Source organism: Erythrobacter sp. BLCC-B19, assembly GCF_028621955.1.
GTDB lineage: Bacteria > Pseudomonadota > Alphaproteobacteria > Sphingomonadales > Sphingomonadaceae > Erythrobacter.
Window position 1 is genome coordinate 804,908 of record NZ_CP117516.1, and the last position, 17,991, is coordinate 822,898.

General features: G+C 63.9%; 15 protein-coding genes and 1 tRNA gene. 11 read left to right on the forward strand and 5 right to left on the reverse strand.

Annotation, left to right across the window (positions count from 1 at the left end; all coding sequences use genetic code 11):
- Positions 1 to 10 precede the first annotated feature (10 nt).
- Both PS060_RS03590 and purU read left to right on the forward strand, forming a co-directional pair.
- Positions 11 to 1,024: an NAD(P)H-dependent flavin oxidoreductase gene (locus tag PS060_RS03590; protein ID WP_273985528.1), complete on the forward strand. Its 1,014-nt coding sequence runs from the start codon at positions 11 to 13 to the stop codon at positions 1,022 to 1,024.
- Between the two features lies 1 nt (position 1,025).
- Entirely contained in the window at positions 1,026 to 1,892 is an 867-nt protein-coding gene (purU, locus tag PS060_RS03595; RefSeq protein WP_273985529.1) for a formyltetrahydrofolate deformylase, read from the forward strand.
- Here purU and PS060_RS03600 read toward each other — a convergent pair.
- Positions 1,882 to 2,688 (reverse strand): LytTR family DNA-binding domain-containing protein, encoded by an 807-nt coding sequence (locus PS060_RS03600; protein ID WP_273985531.1) that lies wholly within the window; start codon positions 2,686 to 2,688, stop codon positions 1,882 to 1,884. The two genes, purU and PS060_RS03600, sit on opposite strands and share 11 nt — an antisense overlap.
- Before the next feature lie 125 nt (positions 2,689 to 2,813).
- Here PS060_RS03600 and PS060_RS03605 point away from each other — a divergent pair, with 125 nt between their 5' ends.
- Both PS060_RS03605 and PS060_RS03610 read left to right on the forward strand, forming a co-directional pair.
- Complete coding sequence (locus tag PS060_RS03605) at positions 2,814 to 3,362, forward strand: DUF2306 domain-containing protein (RefSeq protein WP_273985533.1); 549 nt, start codon at positions 2,814 to 2,816, stop codon at positions 3,360 to 3,362.
- 49 nt (positions 3,363 to 3,411) lie between these two features.
- Positions 3,412 to 3,813, forward strand: coding sequence for a VOC family protein (locus PS060_RS03610; RefSeq protein WP_273985534.1), 402 nt, complete (start codon positions 3,412 to 3,414; stop codon positions 3,811 to 3,813).
- A 40-nt stretch (positions 3,814 to 3,853) separates the two neighbouring features.
- Here the strand turns inward: PS060_RS03610 and PS060_RS03615 are convergent, their stop codons facing one another.
- Together PS060_RS03615 and PS060_RS03620 are read right to left on the reverse strand one after the other, a co-directional pair.
- Positions 3,854 to 4,315 (reverse strand): beta-lactamase hydrolase domain-containing protein, encoded by a 462-nt coding sequence (locus PS060_RS03615; RefSeq protein ID WP_273985535.1) that lies wholly within the window; start codon positions 4,313 to 4,315, stop codon positions 3,854 to 3,856.
- The gene (locus PS060_RS03620) at positions 4,315 to 6,435 is read right to left on the reverse strand and encodes a PQQ-dependent dehydrogenase, methanol/ethanol family (protein ID WP_273986835.1); all 2,121 of its coding nucleotides are present in this window, start codon (positions 6,433 to 6,435) and stop codon (positions 4,315 to 4,317) included. Before PS060_RS03620 ends, PS060_RS03615 begins: the two co-directional genes overlap by 1 nt.
- 166 nt (positions 6,436 to 6,601) lie before the next feature.
- On the opposite strand from PS060_RS03620, the gene PS060_RS03625 reads away from it, so the two are divergent.
- The 4 genes from PS060_RS03625 to PS060_RS03640 all read left to right on the forward strand — a co-directional run bounded on the left by PS060_RS03625 (position 6,602) and on the right by PS060_RS03640 (position 9,154).
- Entirely contained in the window at positions 6,602 to 7,480 is an 879-nt protein-coding gene (locus PS060_RS03625) for a dienelactone hydrolase family protein (RefSeq protein WP_273985537.1), read from the forward strand.
- Entirely contained in the window at positions 7,477 to 7,980 is a 504-nt protein-coding gene (locus tag PS060_RS03630; RefSeq protein ID WP_273985539.1) for a hypothetical protein, read from the forward strand. The genes PS060_RS03625 and PS060_RS03630 overlap by 4 nt, the downstream gene beginning before the upstream one ends.
- 265 nt (positions 7,981 to 8,245) lie before the next feature.
- The gene (locus tag PS060_RS03635; RefSeq protein WP_273985540.1) at positions 8,246 to 8,692 is read left to right on the forward strand and encodes a GNAT family N-acetyltransferase; all 447 of its coding nucleotides are present in this window, start codon (positions 8,246 to 8,248) and stop codon (positions 8,690 to 8,692) included.
- Complete coding sequence (locus PS060_RS03640; protein ID WP_273985542.1) at positions 8,693 to 9,154, forward strand: SAM-dependent methyltransferase; 462 nt, start codon at positions 8,693 to 8,695, stop codon at positions 9,152 to 9,154.
- 378 nt (positions 9,155 to 9,532) lie between these two features.
- Here the strand turns inward: PS060_RS03640 and PS060_RS03645 are convergent, their stop codons facing one another.
- On the reverse strand, positions 9,533 to 10,495 hold the full coding sequence (locus tag PS060_RS03645) for a complex I NDUFA9 subunit family protein (protein ID WP_273985543.1): 963 nt from the start codon (positions 10,493 to 10,495) through the stop codon (positions 9,533 to 9,535).
- A 258-nt stretch (positions 10,496 to 10,753) separates the two neighbouring features.
- On the opposite strand from PS060_RS03645, the gene PS060_RS03650 reads away from it, so the two are divergent.
- Positions 10,754 to 10,840 (forward strand) — tRNA-Leu (locus PS060_RS03650).
- A gap of 177 nt (positions 10,841 to 11,017) precedes the next feature.
- Positions 11,018 to 12,220 (forward strand): tyrosine-type recombinase/integrase, encoded by a 1,203-nt coding sequence (locus PS060_RS03655; RefSeq protein WP_273985545.1) that lies wholly within the window; start codon positions 11,018 to 11,020, stop codon positions 12,218 to 12,220.
- A 265-nt stretch (positions 12,221 to 12,485) separates the two neighbouring features.
- Here the strand turns inward: PS060_RS03655 and PS060_RS03660 are convergent, their stop codons facing one another.
- Positions 12,486 to 13,061: a histidine phosphatase family protein gene (locus PS060_RS03660; protein ID WP_273985546.1), complete on the reverse strand. Its 576-nt coding sequence runs from the start codon at positions 13,059 to 13,061 to the stop codon at positions 12,486 to 12,488.
- Between the two features lie 280 nt (positions 13,062 to 13,341).
- Here PS060_RS03660 and PS060_RS03665 point away from each other — a divergent pair, with 280 nt between their 5' ends.
- Entirely contained in the window at positions 13,342 to 17,703 is a 4,362-nt protein-coding gene (locus PS060_RS03665) for a hypothetical protein (protein WP_273985548.1), read from the forward strand.
- The last annotated feature ends 288 nt before the right edge of the window (positions 17,704 to 17,991 follow it).

Here is a 17,991-nt window from a genome sequence, read left to right on the forward strand (position 1 = left end):
GCGCGCCTCCATGACCACCTATCCCCAAACCGCCGCGATGATGAAGCGCGGCACCGACTTCCTCGGCTGCGAGACCGCGATCCTGTGCGGCGCGATGAGCTGGGTGTCCGAGCGCAACCTCGTCGCCGCCATCTCCAATGCCGGCGGGTTCGGTGTGATCGCCTGCGGGGCGATGACTCCCGAACTGCTCGACACCGAGATTGCCGCGACCAAGGCGCTCACCTCGAAGCCCTTCGGCGTGAACCTCATCACCATGCACCCGGCGCTGTTCGATCTGATCGCGGTGTGCCGCAAGCATGGCGTGACGCACGTGGTGCTGGCGGGCGGCATCCCGCCCAAGGGCTCGGTCGAAGCGATCAAGGCCGATGACAGCGGCATCAAGGTGATCTGCTTTGCCCCCACCCTCGCCCTCGCCAAGAAGCTGCTGCGCTCGGGCGCGGATGCGCTGGTGATCGAAGGCATGGAAGCGGGCGGGCATATCGGCCCGGTCTCCACATCCGTGCTGGCGCAGGAAATCCTGCCCGAACTCAGCGGCGACCACCTGATCTTCGTCGCGGGCGGCATCGGCCGGGGCGAGGCAATTGCCTCCTACCTCGAAATGGGCGCGGCGGGCGTCCAGCTCGGCACCCGCTTCGCCTGCGCGACCGAGAGCATCGCCCACCCCGATTTCAAGAAGGCCTTCTTCCGCGCCTCGGCCCGCGAGGCTGTCGCGAGTGTGCAGGTCGACCCGCGCCTGCCGGTGATCCCGGTGCGCGCGCTGAAGAACAAGGGCACCGAGGAATTCACCGCCAAGCAGCGCGAAGTCGCCGCGCTGCTCGATGAAGGCGGGATCGACATGGCCGAGGCCCAGCTCCAGATCGAGCACTTCTGGGCAGGGGCCCTGCGCCGCGCGGTGATCGAGGGCGATGTCGAGAACGGCAGCGTGATGGCGGGCCAATCGGTCGGCATGGTCACCAAGGAAGAGCCCGCCGCCGACATCATCGCCGAGCTGATGGCCCAGTGCGAGGCGGCGCTGGCGCGGTAGGATGGCTACACCGCTGATCCTCACCCTCGCCTGCCCCGACCGGCCCGGCATCACCGCCCGCGTCACCGGCTTCCTGTTCGAGCGCGGCTGCAACATCCTCGACGCGCAGCAGTTCAACGACCGGGCCGAGGCGGGCGGCTCTGACCGGTTCTTCATGCGTGTGGTGTTCGACCCGGACGGTTCGACCGCCGAAGCCCTGCGCGCCGATTTTGCCGCGCTGGCGGCAGAGTTCGGGATGGCGTGGAAGATGGCCGCGGAAGACCGCCCGCGCCGCACGATCATCCTCGTCAGCAAGTTCGATCATTGTCTGGTCGACCTGATCTATCGCTGCCGCACCGGCGAATTGCCGATCGAGATTGTCGCGATCGTCTCCAACCACCCCCGCGAGGCCGCGATCCGGGTGGATATCGGGGACATCCCGTTCCACCACATCCCCGTCACCCCCGGCACCAAGCCCGCCGCCGAGGCCCAATTCCGCGCCCTGGCCGCCGCAACCGATGCCGAGCTGGTGGTGCTGGCGCGCTATATGCAGGTGTTCTCGGACGAGCAGTCCGCGCATTTCGCGGGCCGCTGCATCAATATCCACCATAGCTTCCTGCCCGGCTTCAAGGGTGCCAAGCCCTATCACCAGGCCCACGCGCGGGGCGTGAAGATCATCGGGGCGACCGCGCATTTCGTCACTGCCGATCTCGATGAAGGCCCGATCATCCACCAGGATGTCGAGCGGATCACCCATGCCGACAGCCCCGAAGACCTCGTGCGCAAGGGCCGCGATATCGAACGCCGCGTGCTCGCCGAAGCGGTGCGCCTGTTCGCGCAGGAACGGGTGCTGATGAACGGCAACCGCACGGTTGTGTTCAGGGGCTAAGCCAGCCTAGCGCCTTCAATTGGGGGATCCGGCTGCGGCTGACCGGTGCGGCCATCCCGCCATGGAGCATCAGTTGCAGGTCGCGTCCCGCACGGCGCTGGCCGGTGACCGCACTTTGCGCGAGCCACCAGCTGCGATGCACCTGCGCGCCGCTCCCCTCGGGCATGAGCGCAGCCGCCTCGGCCAGCGGCATCAGCACCAGCGCGCTTTTCCCATCGGCGATGATGCGGACATAGTGATCCTCCGCGGCGAGCGCGAGGATCGGGGGGAAGCCCGGTTCCAGCCGCTGATGCAGCGCCGAGACCGCCACGCCGGGAACGGCCGGTGCGGGGGCAGGCGGCGCGGGCGCATCGGGCGCAGCCTCCTGCGCCGCCTCCTGCACAGGCGCCTGTTCGGCGCGGGCATAGAGCACGAAGAACAGCGCGAAGAACCCCGCCGCCACCAGCAGCGCCTGCACCCAGACCGCGCCGAACTGTGCGCCGAACATCGCGTCCGCTCCGCCGATCAGGGCGAGCACGCCATAGGTGACCGCCAGCCCGACGAACGGCACCGCCAGCGCATGCCCCCAGTAGTCGGCGAGGCCCATCAGCCGCGCCACCGCGATCCCCACGCGCGCGGCCGCGAGATAGACCAGCCACGCCGCCAAGAACCCTGCCAACCACAACGCCAGCCGCGCGCCGAGCGAGACTGTGCCGACGGGAATCAGATCGAACACCGCCACCACCACGGCGATCAGGGCGACCACGCCCGCCTCGGCCATCAGGCGCTCGGCCCCGGATAGTCGCCGCGCGACCATTCACGAAGCCCGGCGGACGATCCGCGCATCGCCGCGACAGCCCGCGAATGGGGGGCTTGCGAGCAGGCGGACAGCGCGGTTTTTCATGGCCATTCCATAAATCGCGAACGTCCGAGGAGGCAAGCATGAGCCAGCACCTGACCCACGATACCGCCGCCCCCGCCCGTCCCCCGATCAGCCTTGCGGCAACCGCCGCGATCACCATCGGCATCACCGCGGCGCTGACGGTGGCCTCGATGCTGTTCGGCGGCTTCGGGTCGGGCAGTCCGGCCATGGCGCAAGCCCGCGTCTTCTCGCTGCCGATCATGATCCATCTGGCAACCGTGGTGCCTGCCTTCCTGCTCGGTCCGGTGGTGCTGTGGCGGCGCAAGGGCGATGCCACGCACCGGCTGCTGGGGCGGATCTGGGTGTGCCTGATGCTGGTGACGGCGATCAGTTCGGCCTTCATCCGCACGCCGGGCGCAGGGATTGCGGGCACCGGCTTCAGCTTCATCCATATCTTCACGGTCTGGACGCTGGTGAATGTGCCGCTGGCGGTGCGCGCGGCGCGGCGGGGGGAGATTGCGCGGCACCGCGGGATGATGACCGGGCTCTATGCCGGGCTGGTGATCGCAGGCGCCTTCTCCTTCCTGCCGGGCCGCTTGCTCGGCACCTTCGTGTTCGGCGCGCCGTGATGCATTTCGGCAGGTGCGCGCGAGGCCGGATCGGGGCATGATGCCGGGCATGATCGTTGAACGCCTCGACCATGTGAACATCATCACCGACCGTCTGGCCGAGACCGCGCGCTTCTATGCCGAGCTGCTCGATCTGGAAGAGCGGGACGGCCCGCCACCGCTCACGCCCGAGAACGCGCGCTGGATGTATGACGCGCGCGGGCAGGCGATCCTGCACCTCAACGCGGTCGATTGCCCGCGCACCTTCCCGCGCGAGGTTGCGCCCGGGGCCGAGACCGGAGCGATCCACCACGTCGCGCTGCGCTGCGCGGATTTCGAGGTTGTGAAGGCGCGGCTCGATGCGCGCGGGGCGGATTACAAGGTCAATGATGTGAGCAGCATCGGCCTCAGGCAGATTTTCACCACCGATCCGAACAATGTGCTGCTGGAGCTGAATTTCTTCGCCGCCTGACTCCCCTCCCCTTCAGGGGAGGGGTTGGGGGAGGGGGAGCTCAGGCGTTCCCGCCCCCCAGCAGCGCGCGCCACGCCTCGGGCGCGCGTTCGTCCTCCAGCGGGTTCCAGACCTTCGCCATCCGCGCTCGCGCCTCGTCCTCCGGCACCCCGGCAGCACAATCGAGCAGGTAGAAGAACGCCGTCACCCGCCAGTTCATGATGCAGTGGACGTGCACCGGGCCGGGATGCGCCGCCAGCGCTTCGGCCAATGCCGCCACATGGGCGGGCGTCGGCGCGTCGAAGGGGACGGGGATGTGGGTGTAGGCGATCCCCTCGGCCGCCAGCAGCGCGCTCTCCTCCGCCAGCGCCTCGGGGTGGCTGTCGAGCGCGAGGTTCACCACATGGCGCACGCCGATGGCGGCAAGGCGGGCCGGATCACCTGCCTCCAGCCTGCCGGAGGTGGTGATCCCGTCCGGCCGCCGCTGCCAGTTGCGGATGTCGGCAGGATCGCCCGGCTGCATCAGCGCCGGGCGACCTTCTTCGATGCCTCCAGCACCTTGTCCTCATTGGCGCGTTTGATGACATAGGCGCGGATCGCCTCGATCTCCTCCTTCGACAGCGAGCCCTTGAAGCTGGCCATGCCATTGTCCTTCAGCGCCCCGTCATGCACCACCGCGCTCCACGCGGCTGCGCTTTCGAGCGATCCGGCGCGGCGCAGGTCGGGCAGCACGGTCGAACCCACCGCGCCCGGCGCATGGCACACCGCGCAATAGCGGCCATACTTGGCCTGCCCGAGTGCAATCATCTCCGGCGCAGCGGTGGAGGGCGGCGGGTCGAGCGGCAGGTCGGCGAGCGCGGGTTCAGCCGGCAGCTTGGCGGTGCCGCCGATCTTGAACACCAGCAACCGGCTGATGTTGCGCACCGGTGCCTTGCGGTTGATGAGGTCGCCATCGACCGACAGGGCATAGGCGCCGCCCCACCCGGCCAGCACGGCGACATATTGCTCGCCGTTCACGGTGTAGGTGATCGGCGGCGCAACCACGCCCGTCTGCGCCGCAAAGCTCCAGAGCTTCTTGCCATTGGCCGCATCGTAGGCGTTGAACTCGCTGCCCGTGGTGCCCTGGAACACGAGGCCGCCGCCCGTCGCCAGCAGCCCGCCGTTCCACGGCCCGGGATGCTCGACCGTCCAGCGCGGCTTCTGCGCGACCGGATCCCATGCGACCAGCATCCCCTTGAGGCTGCCCGCCACCTGCTTCCTGAACCCGCCATCGGGGGGCAGATCGCCCGCGCCGAGGTTGAAGCCGACATTGAACCCGCGCGCGCGGTCAGGCTTCCAGTTCGCCTCGGGCGCATACATCATCCCCGCCTCGAAGGCCGGGATATAGACCAGCTTTTCGGTGGGGCTGAAGGCCATCGGATGCCAGTTGTGCCCGCCCAGCGCGCCGGGGGTGACCATCGCGGGCTGGCCGGTCTTGTCGACGCGGGTCGCCGGGTTCTCGATCGGGCGGCCGGTCTTGGGATCGATCCCGGTTGCCCAGTTGACCGTGACATAGGGCTTGGCGCTGATGAACTGCCCCGTCTCGCGGTCGATCACGTAGAAGAAGCCATTTTTAGGCGCCTGCATCAGCACCTTGCGCAGCTTCCCCTCGATTTCCATGTCGGCAAGGATGATGTGCTGGGTCGCGGTGAAATCCCACGTCTCGCCCGGCGTGGTCTGGTAGTGCCAGACGTATTCGCCCGTGCTCGCCTTGATCGCCACGATGCTGGAGAGGTAGAGGTTGTCCCCCTCCCCCGTCCCGTCCGCGCCGGGGCTGCGATAGGCGCGGTTCCACGGAGAGCCATTGCCGACCCCGATATAGAGCAGGCCCAAATCCGGGTCATAGGCCATCGAATCCCACACCGTCCCCCCGCCGCCGATCGCGTCATTGGCGGCGAGCACATCCATGTTCCAGGTTTCGGCCGCCTTCTTGAGATGCGCGGGCGCATCATCGCCCTGCCCGCCTTCGGGCACGGTGTAGAACTTCCACAGCTCCGCGCCATCATCGGGCGAATAGGCCGCGACAAAGCCACGCACCCCGAACTCGGCCCCGCCATTGCCGATGATCACCTTGCCATCGATCACGCGCGGCGCGCCGGTGATGGTGTAGCTCTTGGACTGGTCGACGGTGACCTTTTCCCAAGCCACCTTGCCGCTCTCGCGGTCGAGCGCGATCAGCCGGCCATCGAGCGTGCCGAAGAACAGCTTGTCGCCGTAAGCCGCCAGCCCGCGGTTCACCACGTCGCAGCAGGCCTTGACCGCCGTCTCGCCCGGCACCTTGGGGTCATATTCCCACAGGGGCTTGCCGGTGGTCGCGTCAAACGCCTTCACCTTGCTCCACGCAGTGGTGAGGTAGAGCTTGCCGTCGATCACCAGCGGGGTCGCCTCCTGCCCGCGCGCGGTGTCCATGTCGGCATACCAGGCAAGGCCCAGCTGGCCCACGTTGTCGCGGTTGACCCCGTCCAGCGGCGAGAAGCGCTGTTCGGAATAGGTGCGCCCGTGGCTGATCCAGTTGGCCGCATCGCCATCGGCCCCCACCAGCATCGCGGTGGTCACGCCCTCGCCCTCACCGCCTCCGAAAATCTGGCTGCAATTCGCCAGCATCCCTGCCGACAGCAACAACGCCGCCCCCGCGGCCCAGCGCCTCACATCCATCGCTCTCTCCCCGTATTTCTTTTGCAACCCATCGTGCCGAGACAATCGCCGCTTGTCCATGCCCCGACTGCACGACTATCTGTTTCGCCGGAGGGGCTGACAGGAGAGACGATCAATGTGCGAGGAAAGCAAGCTGGCCGAATGGGCCAAGCAGACCATCAGCCGCCGCCAGTTCGGCGTATTGACGGGCGCTGCCGCCCTCACCGCCTGCGCCTCGGGCGAAAGCGCGGGGCAGGCCCAGCCGCTCCCGGGCCTCAAGGAACGCGGGGTCAATTTCGCCACGCCTGACGGGACGATGGACGGCTTCTTCGTCCAGCCCGAGACCGGCAATCACCCCGCCGTGATCCTGTGGCCCGACATCGCCAGCATCCGCGAGGCGAAGCGCAACATCGCCCGCAAACTGGCGCAGGCAGGCTACGCCGTGCTGGTCGTGAACCCCTATTACCGCGACGTCACCGGCCAACAATTCGCCGATTTCGCCGCCTTCATTGCCGATGGCGGCTTCCAGAAGGTCGGCCCGTGGCGCGGAAAGCTGAATGCCGAGGCGATCATGCGCGATGCGACCGCGATCGTCGACTGGCTCGATCGGCAGGAAGGCGTCGATCAGGCCAAGGGCATCGGCACGCAGGGCTATTGCATGGGCGGGCCGTTCACCGTGTGGAGCGCAGCCGCTGTGCCTGCCCGCATCAAGGCCGCGGCAAGCTTCCACGGCGGCGGGTTGGTGCGCCCCGACAATCCGATGAGCCCGCACAAGGTGCTGGACAAGGTCGATGCCGCCCTGCTGATCGCGGTGGCGCAGGACGATGACGCCAAGGCGCCCGCCGACAAGACCACCTTCGCCGAAGCCGCCGAAGCCGCCAAGGTCGGCGCGATCGTCACGGTCTATCCCGGCAACCACGGCTGGATGGTGTCCGACAGCCCCGCCTACGACGCCACCGCCGCCGCGCGAGGCGAGGCCGACCTCAAGGCGCTCTACGCCAGCGCGCTGGCGTGAACGACGGCAAATGGTGGCTGGCGTGTGCAATGATGCGCAGGCCAGCCATCCTCGCACTTTGCGGTGTCCTTGCCGGATGCGCCTCAGCGCCGTCAGGTTCTGAACCACCGTCTCTGAGCGATTTTGCAGCGAGTGAACTGGGCGTCTCGGCCTACAAGTCAGCATCAGCCGACCTGAATGGCGACGGCGTGGACGAGATCATTCTGCGTGCGGATGCGCCTGAATGGTGCGGAAGCGGCGGGTGCACTCTGTTCGTCCTCGAAAAGGCGGGCAGCACATTTCGTCTGGTGAGCCGAACGACCGTTACCCAGCTTCCGATCCGCCTGCTGGATACCAAAACAAATGGATGGCGGGACCTGTCAGTCGGTGCCCACGGTGGCGGGGTTATGGAAGCCCGCAACGCGCAACTGAGGTTTGACGGGAACGCCTATCCCGGCAATCCGACAATCCCGCCAGCAACACCGATAAGCCAACCCTCGGGGACAATTCTGATCCGTTGAGCGGATGGTGGCAGACAGCCCTGCTCATAACGCCACCGCCGCCGCGCGGAAGCCTCGATGCTCCCGCGCGGCGGGGTGCGCCGGGGCTGCGGCCATGTCGGCTTTCGGGCCGGGTGCGGCTTGAGGTGAATGACTGGGTTTGGGTGGTTTGGCGAAGGGCGGCTTTTTGGGGCATTGAGCCTGAAGCGGGGTTGCGGCTCGCTTACCCGTCCTGCCTTGCCAATTACTTGCGAAATCCCAGCGTCGTGTTCATGGTGACGCGGCCATGATCGATGTCCGAATTCTGACGACGCATGATGCTGCCCTGTTCGGCAACGTCGCGGACGATGTTTTCGACGAGCCGATCAATCCCGAATATCTCGCTGCGTTTCTGGCTGACCCGCGCCACCACATCGCGGTCGGGATCGAAGATGGCGTCATTATCGGGTTCGCGTCGGGAGTTGACTATATTCACCCGGACAAGCCCGCCGAACTCTGGATCAATGAGGTCGGCGTGGCGCCGACCCATCAGCGGCGCGGGCTTGGCAGACGCATTCTCGATTGCCTGCTTGCGCATGGCCGGTCGATCGGTTGTCGCACCGCATGGGTGCTGACGGAAACCGGAAACGGGCCAGCCAAGGCGCTCTATACGTCAGCTGGCGGGACGGTCGATGCTGATGTGGATGACCCCGATGCGCAGCCGGTTCTGTTTGTATTTCAGGAGGGGCTCTGAATGGATTATCTGATCAAGCCCATCGGGCATGTGCAGCGCGGCAGGGCTGATCCGATCGATGATGACCGGGGGGCCAGCCGGTCAGTCATCGCGCTCGACCCGGAGCAGTCCGGCCCCGAGGCGCTGGCCGGGCTTGATGGCTTCAGCCATGTCGAGATCATCTTCGTGTTCGACAAGGTCGCGCCCGACCGGATCGAAACCGGCGCGCGCCACCCGCGTGGGCGCAAGGACTGGCCGCTAACGGGCATTTTCGCCCAACGCGGCAAGAACCGGCCGAACCGGCTCGGGGTCACGATCTGCAAGGTCGTGGCTGTGGAGGGCACCCTGCTTCATGTCGAAGGACTGGATGCGATCAGCGGGACGCCGGTGGTCGATATCAAGCCGGTGATGCGGGAGTTCCTGCCGCGCGGCGAGGTGCATCAGCCCGCTTGGGTTGCCGAGCTGATGGCGAGCTACTGGTGACAGCAAACCTGCTGTGTCGGGAAAGTTGGAACGGCCCTGAAGTCGGTTTGGGCTGCGATGCATCGATGTTTGGAGTGAGCGAAAGCCGATACGTTCTGAACGACCGATTTGGGGTCGGTTGCCGAATGTCCGCTTTTGGCGCGTCCGCCAAGAGAGCGGGCCTTTTCGTCCGTTTCCTACGGCCTGCGTAGCTGGTAGCCTTGCGGAAAGGCTCTTTCCCATCGTCCTGTCCGGCCTGCGAGGCCGTCTGCCATCGAGAGGCACGTTTCTGCGCCGCGCGTTCGTGTCCGTCCGCTTCTGCGGATCGGAGTTAGAATACTGTTTATTCTATGAAATTACTGGCGTTGGGAAGTTGACACGGTGTCACCTTTGTAACGCTTAACCCCCGTGCAGCTTGGCCCGCTCGTTGGCCGCGCCGAAGCGGCCGTGCTTGCGGTAGCGCAGCATCCACTTGTCGAGGAACAGGCCCAGCGGCTTGGCCTCGATGCCGAGATCGGCCAGTCCCTTGGCCCCCGGCGCGACCGTGCTGCCGGGCTTCAATAGCGTCCACTGATCGCGGCTCATCGGGGTGAGCGGCATGGCGGCGAAGGCGGCGCTGATGCCATCGGGCACGGCGAGGAAGGTGCGCTGCCGGCCCTGCGCTGCAGCGATCCGCTGGTGGATCTCCATCATCGAGAGCGCTTCAGGCCCGCCCAGTTCGTAGGTGGTGCCGCCGTGCGTCTCGGGGTGCTCCAGGGCGACCGCCACGGCCTCGGCCACATCGTCGGCATAGACCAGCTGGAGCTTCGCCTCAGGCCCGAACACGGGGAGCACCGGCAGCAGCTCGATCATCCCGGCGAACATGTTGATGAACTGGTCGTCCTTGCCGAACACGATCGAGGGGCGCAGGATCGTCGCCGTGGGGAAGGCGGCCAGCACATTGGCCTCGCCCGCCGCCTTGCCGCGCGCATAGGCGGTGGGGGAGGCAGCATCGGCCCCGATCGCGCTGACATGGACGAGGGCCTTCACCCCGCGCGCCGCCGCCAGCCGGGCGATGGTGCCGGGTGCCTCGCCCATCAGCTTGCCGAGATCGCCGCTGAAGGCGCCAACCAGGTTGACGACGTAGGATGCGCCCTCAAGCGCCGCGGCGACGTGTTCCTCGCGGGTGATGTCGCAAGGGGTGAGCTGGAGCTGGCCGAGATTGGCGAGCGGCTTCAGGCTCTGCGCCTTGCCCGGAGCGCGGCTGGCGAGCCGCACCCGCGCGCCGCGCGCGAGCAGGCTCTGCGCGACATAATTGCCGATATAGCCGGTGCCGCCGAAGATCGTGACCAGCTGGCCGGAAAGCGGGGAGGATGAGGGCATGGGTCAGGCAAGCCTTTGATGGATACCGCGTGTTGCGCCTGCGCGCTTAGCGGCAAGCCGCGCCGGCGCGCAAGAGGGCAAGGCCGTCACGCGGGCGAGCAGGCGCGATTGCCACTCATGACGGTGCGACAGCCCCTCGGCACGGCAATTCGCCGAAGATCGGAATCAACGCAAGGTTATGATTGACAGCCCCCCGACCCCTTCGCTAATGGCCCGCGCCTACCCAGCCTCCCGGCAGCGATGACCGGCAGGCTCCGTGCCCAGATGGCGGAATTGGTAGACGCACCGTCTTCAGGTGGCGGCGCTCGCAAGGGCGTGGAGGTTCGAGTCCTCTTCTGGGCACCAAAACTCCTGCGGGAGTGGCATCAAAAACCTTGAAAAAACCGCAGAATTCTGCCATTTTTGGCTGGATTTTGATGCCGCGTGTTCCACGCTGTTTCAGGCCGTGCCCCCACAATCAGGGGCATGGAGCGGGGCATATGCCCCCACATGCCCCTTTCTGGCGAAAGGTCATGCCCCCAAATGTCACTGACGGCCTTGCAAATCCGAGCTTTTTCGCCCGGTGCTACCGCATACAAGCGCGCCGATGAGCGCGGCCTCTACCTCGAAATCTTCCCCAACGGCTCGAAGCTCTGGCGGCTGAAGTATTATGTAGGCGGCAAAGAAAAGAGGATCGCTCTTGGCGCTTGGCCTGAAGTTAGTCTTCAGGCGGCACGGCTCGAGCGCGACGAACTCAGGCTCCGTATTGCCAAGGGCGAAGACCCTGCTTTGACGCGAAAGAAGAACAAGGCGACTGCCAAAATCAGCGCCGCCAACACCTTCGAGTCGGTCGCACGCGAGTACATCGAAAACAAGATGGTCGGCGAAGGCCGCGCCGAGGCTACCCTGCTCAAGGCTCGCTGGTTTCTCGATCTGCTCAAGCCAGCGATCGGCCACATGCCGATTTCGGATGTCGACCCGCAAATGATGCTCGCCCCGCTGAAGAAGCTGGAGGCGCGCGGCAACCGAGAGACAGCCAAGAAGTGCCGCTCCTTCGCGAGCCGAGTGTTCCGCTATGGCGCGGCCACCGGTCGCTGCACGACGGATCCGACGGCTATCCTCAAGGGAGCGCTGCTGACGCCGCAGGCGCGCCACTATGCGGCGATCCTCGAACCGGAAAAGCTGGGCGAGCTGCAGCGCGCCATCGACGCGTTCGAATGCTACCCGATCACCAAGCTGGCGCTCAAAGTTGCCCCACACGTGTTCGTGCGCCCGGGCGAGATGCGACATGGCGAGTGGCAGGAGATCGACTTCGAGAAGGCAATCTGGACGATCCCTGCAGGCAAGATGAAGGCGCGCCGCACCCACGCCGTTCCCCTATCGCGCCAGGTCCTTGAACTGCTCACAGACCTGAAAGCGATCACCGGGGGGCAAGGCTACATCTTCCCAGCCTTTCACACACGGCTGCGCCCGATGAGCGAGAACACGATCAACGCATCGTTCCGGCGCATGGGCTACAGCAAGGACGAAATGACGGCGCACGGGTTCCGCTCGACGGCCTCGACTATGCTCAACGAAAGTGGGCTCTGGCACCCCGATGCCATCGAACGCGCGCTGGCGCATGGTGACAGCAACGCTATTCGTGGAACCTACAACCGGGGCCAGTACTGGGATGAGCGCGTGAAGATGGCGCAGTGGTGGAGCGAATATCTCGATGATCTAAGGGTAGGCAAAGCCGCCAATTAGGCGAGCATCCGGAGCGGAACCACGGGACCTTTGGTGAGGTGACGCAGGACCGCTCCAACGCGCCGACTTGCCCTGAAGCTGCAGCGTTGCCGATCGGCCAAGTCCGACCCAGAGCCGGTCGTTGACGAGCATCAACGGCAATGTCTGCTTCCGCCGAAAGCCGTCAGACGGCCTTTGGGTCCGAACCACTATCTCGCTGGTGGCTGAACCTGGGTGGGGAGCGGAACGGCAGTTTCGATCCAGGCGCCGGATTGCGTGCCGATGCTCAAATGACGGATATTGCCTCGATCCGACCGCCGGAAAGTCTCCAGATTACGTCCTGAGGCACTGGCAGACCCAATGCTTCTGCCTTGGGCAGACTGCTGTATGCACCTCTGATGATCCGGCCAACCAGCCCGTGAGACACGGCGAGCGTCACGCCCTGTCGTTCGCGCAACCAGCATTCGGCCCGGTCGAAAGCGGCGTCGTAGCTCTCCCCGTCCGGCGACCTGAAAAACCAGTCGAATGGTGTGGAGCCATCGAGCAAGCCCGGCCATTGTGCGTCGATATCAATATGTGTCAGGCCGTCCCATGAACCCAAGGACACCTCGGCCAGACGATCATCATCTTGAGCGGCAGGAAGATCTGCGCATTCAGCAATGATTGCTGCTGTCTGACGCGTTCTTCCCAGCGGGCTGGTGACGAAGGTATCGAACGAGATGCCCAACCCGGCGAGGCGCTGGCCAATATGCACGGCCTGCTTGACGCCAGTGTCGGTGAGGGCTGAATCCAGCTTTCCCTGGAAACGACCCTGAGCGTTCCATGCCGTTTCACCATGGCGGATCAGATAGATTTCATTCATTGGCGGTTTGAGTATGCCGATTGCAGGAGCGTTCGCAAACGTTCCGCAATGTCTGCAACGGGGTCGATTGCTGAAGGGCAGCATTTTTCCAGGAGAGAGGCAAAGCCGCCATTTGCGGCCCGATCATAGCGGTGACGGCTGCCGACCCAGAGCCGGTCCTTTGCGGCACCCTTCAGGATTGTCGGGTTTGGACAGATGCTGCCCTTCAGTTGATACACGCGAGCAAGCCGCCGCATGGGCTGAACTTGCGCGAGCAACATAAGGGGAGCATTTAGAACAAATGGTGCCCAATCAAAAACGCTCTCAAGATTTCAATGTCCAGCGATTGTTCCGTGATCTTGACCGCACAGACATCGGCGATCCCGAAAAGCTTTATGCCCTAGAAGCGTTGGGCTTGGGTGGACGCCTCACATGGGACGATTTGCTGGCATCATCTCGTGTCTTGCTGATCTCCGCTGCGGGGGCCGGCAAGACCCACGAGTGCCGAGAAACGGCAAGGCGGCTTTTCGCTGATGGGAAGGCGGCGTTCTTCCTCACCCTCGAAGGGATCGCGACGACAGAGTTGCCACTCCTGTTCGACGCTGAGCAGAAAGCACGCTATCGCCAGTGGCTGGCCGACGGTCACTCGGAAGCGCATTTCTTTTTGGACTCTGCCGACGAACTGCTGTTGTCGCACGGAGATTTTCGGCTTGCCCTGCGTAAGCTGGCGCTCGCGGTCGATGGTCAGCTCCACCGAGCCAGGATTGTCGTCACGAGCCGGCCGATTGCGCTGGATTTTGACGCGTTTGCCAGCGAATTGCCTGTTGTCGAACCTGCACCGCCGCCGAATGTCGTCGAAGATCCTGATGCCAATTTCCGAAGACTGATAAGCGGCGAGGACCGAAAGGAGCAGTTGCAAGCAAAGAAGGTAACGGGTGATCACGACCTCCAAAGTGGCTTTCGCATCGTTGGGCTGACGCCGCTCAGCGGCGAGCAGATCAGGCAGATCGCCGAACAGAAGCAGGTCAAGGACATCACCGGACTGCTGGCCGAAATTGAACGGAAGCGCGCTTGGGAATTTGCTCGGCGCCCCCAGGAATTGATCGAGATCTGTGCGTATTGGAACGAGCATCAGAAGCTCGGCACCCGTTTTGAGCAGATTGTTGAGGACATTCGCCGAAAGCTTCAGGAAACGGGTGGTCGCAAGCGCCACATCCATCTGTCCGATGCTAAAGCGCTAGAGGGTGCGCAGCGCCTTGCACTGGCGCAGGTGCTCACCCGAAAGCGAACCATTCGCTTCTCGGACCATTCGCTTGATGCTCACGAGGCCGAGGCAGCGATCGATCCCTCCATTATCCTGAATGACTGGTCGCCAAGGGATCGTGCCGAATTGCTGCAGCGCCCGCTGTTCGGGTTTGCCAGTTATGGCCGGGTTCGCTTTCATCATCGATCCGCTTCTGAGTTCCTGGCAGCGCAGCGGCTTCGTCTACTGAGCAGAAATGGCCATATGCCAAGAGCGGCGCTCTTTCGGCTCTTGTTCGGCGAATGCTATGGGCAGGACCTGGTTTTCCCGTCGATGCGACCAGTGGCGGCCTGGCTGGCGATTACAGACGACGCGGTTCGCGATGAGTTGATCCGCCGAGAGCCTGAAGCCTTGATGGACGATGGCGATCCCGAGAGCTTTCCGATCAGCGCCCGTTCGCGCATCCTTTGCGCCTATGTAGAGCGCTATGGGAAAGATGGCTGGCGCGGGGTGCGCATCCCCTATCCGCAAGTCCTGCGCTTCGCGTCGCAAGACCTATCAGCGACCGTCCGCAAGCTTTGGCAGGAACGAAGCACTAGCCCAGAAGTCCGCGAACTTCTGATCGATCTGATCCAGGCGGCACGCATGGAAGATTGCCGGGATATCGCCGAGGAAGTTGCCGAGGATCCGCAAGCGCTACCGACCGACCGCGTGACGGCTGTAACGGCCCTTGCGGAGATGGCGGCCCCGGGCGGCCTCTCGAACCTTACGGCGTCGCTGCTCAACGCGCCACACTGGCCATCGCACGTGAAAGAGAGGCTCATCGATCCGCTCTTTCCCAAACATCTCTCGCCAGAGGACTTTATCCGGATGCTCGGCCAGATTGAGGTCAACAAGCGCAGTGTTGGCGGCATCAACTGGACGTTACCAAGGCTGATCCCGAATTGGTCGCTGTCGGACGGAGAGATTACCCTATTGCGCGATCTGCTCGCGCGCATGATCGAAGATAGTATCGAGCAGGTCGAGCAATGGCCGCGCTTCGCGAGCAGATATCGGCACCTGACGTCGGCCTTAGCAGCATTCTGCCTGCGACAAATCGATCAAAAACCCCTGCCTGAAGAGCGGTTCTTTGAGGCGGGGGTCATTGCGACCCGGCTAAAGGACAATGAATTTGGAGACGTAAAGCCTGCAGAGGAGCTGAAGCTGCGGCTCCGAAATGCGCCAACATGCTGGCGGAAGTCCATCTACCTCGCTGAGGGGCGGTTTTGTGCGGCGCATGTGCCTTCTCGCAGTGACGACGAGTTCGAGATGCATTTCACCAACGGCTCGACCGTAGGTGGTCTTGACCACGAGGATTTCAGCTGGTTGCTTGAGGTGGCAACAGACGCCGAGCTTGATGGACGCATTCGCACTGCGGCGTTCCGCGATGCGCTTTACCTGGCTCGTGTCGATGGTCAGCCAGTTGAGGAACGGGCTTCAGCGCTGCGCGGCGTAGCCGAGGGTCAACCGTCATGGCTCGAAAAGCTAGAGCGATCGCTCGTGCCCATAAAGCCCGACGAGGCCTACGCGGCGCGGGAAGCGGAGTGGGAGAAGCAGGCCGCAGCCCAAAGGGCCAAGGAAGCCGCTGCTGTCGAGACCTGGATTGAGTGGCGGCAGGAAATCTTGCGCGATCCCGACGCCTATTTTGCAAAGACCAGTATCCCCACAATCGTTTGGGACTTTGTGCAGGTCCTTGAACGCGACCCGGAGCAGCAAGGCTGGCGCATGCACTGGAACCGCCAGACGCTGGCTAGCCATTTCAGCAATGAGATTGTTGAAAGGGTCCTCTCGGCATTCTGCGCCTATTGGCGCACCGTCAAGGTTCCGCTGCGCAGCGAACGTCCCGCTGACGAGCGCAGTACGATCTGGAGCAACTGGATCCATGCGCTTGCCGGTGTTTACGCAGAGGCGGAGCGACCTGACTGGGCACGTGATCTCTCGGGCAAGGATGCCGAGACTGCTGCCCGTCTGGCACCTGTCGAGCTGAATGGCGTTCCTCCGTGGCTGGCGGATCTGGTCAAACAGCACCCTGACGCGGTCGAGGCCACGCTGGGGAAGGAACTGTCAGCCCAGCTGGACGATGCTGTCAGCTTTGAGTTTCCAGGCCTGCTCGCTGACTTCTCTCGCGCCGACAGGACCGTGATGGAATTCTTCGTTCCGCGAGTATGGACGTGGCTGTCGACAACCGGCGCGCGCTTCGAGGGGGACCAACAACAAGCACGCATGCACGATCATTTGGAGAGGGCGATCGACTATCTGCTTCGCAGCCCGTTTGACCGCTCCAGGTTGATCGCACTGGCGCAGCGTCGTCTTTCTGACGACCTTCAAGACCCCTTCGCGCTCCCATGGATCATGCTTTTGTTGAGCACTGCACCGCAGCACGCGATTGCGCTGCTGGAGCAGAAAATCGGAATGCTCGAGCCACAGGCTCGCTACCGGCTTTCTGAAAATCTATTCGCTACCTTTGGCGACCGCCACAGCGCGCGCTTCTGCCCTGATCTTTCGAGCGAGGTCTTTTCGCCCGCCATGCTGCTGGCTCTGGTCAGGCTGGCCTATGCGCAAATTCGTCTCTCGGATGACATCGACCGGGTCGGAGGTGGCCCATATAGCACGACCCTGCGCGACGAGGCCCAGAATGGCCGCGGTGCGGTGTTGAGTGTGCTGCTGGCTCGAACCGGTCCCGAGGCGTGGGCCGTCAAGCAATCCATGCGAACCGACCCGTTGTTCGTCCACTTCAAGGATAGGGTGGATCAGATTGCTCGCGAGAAGGCGGCCAGCGAAGCCGAAGGACCGCCCCTCGATGATCGCGACCTCGCACAGATAGAGAAGTATGGTGAGGCGCCGCAGGCTGACAGGAACGGGATGTTCCAGCTGATGATGGATCGGCTTGCCGATCTTCAACACGACATCGCCGCCCATGAGTTTTCCGAACGAACGATCCTGATGGGGATCAACAAGGAAAAAGACATGCAGGTTTGGTTCGCCAAGCGACTGCAAGAGCGCGAGAATGGCGCCTACCATGTCGATCGAGAGGCTTTGGTGATCAACGACAAGGAGACGGACATCCGCCTTCTGTCAGTCATTTCCCAGGCCCAGACCGTGATCGAACTGAAATTGGCCAACAATGGCTATTCTGTGGTCGATTTCGAGAGGGCTTTGAGAGACCAGCTCGTCGGCCAGTACATGCAACACGAAAATTGCCGGGCGGGATGCCTGCTTGTTACCATGAGCAAACGCCGCAATTGGGTATGCCCAGATAACCAATCCGTTCTCGATTTTACCTCCTTGCTGGCGCGACTAAGGAGCCTCGCCACTAGGCTCGAGACGGAAATGAACCACCAAGTCCGGCTAGCGGTCGTTGGCATTGATTTGGCAGGCTAATGCGTGTTTCGGACATAAGGCGCTCGTCGGACTATCAACCCAGTCGTTCTAGCGCGGCTGCCAGAATGCATGCTTACGACCCAAACCCAGACTCTTGCATCGGTAGCGTTGAACGTCGTTGTTATCCGAAAGCGGTCCTTCGCGTTGGTCGAAGCAGAAGGTCAGCAAAGTGCCCCAATCTCGGTCATTCAAGTTCCGGCGCCGATCGACTGAAATCAGACGTCGAAGCGCCTCGAAATGATGGTCAAGCCTTTAGTCCGGTTCAGTCGGTACGATTGGTGCACGTTT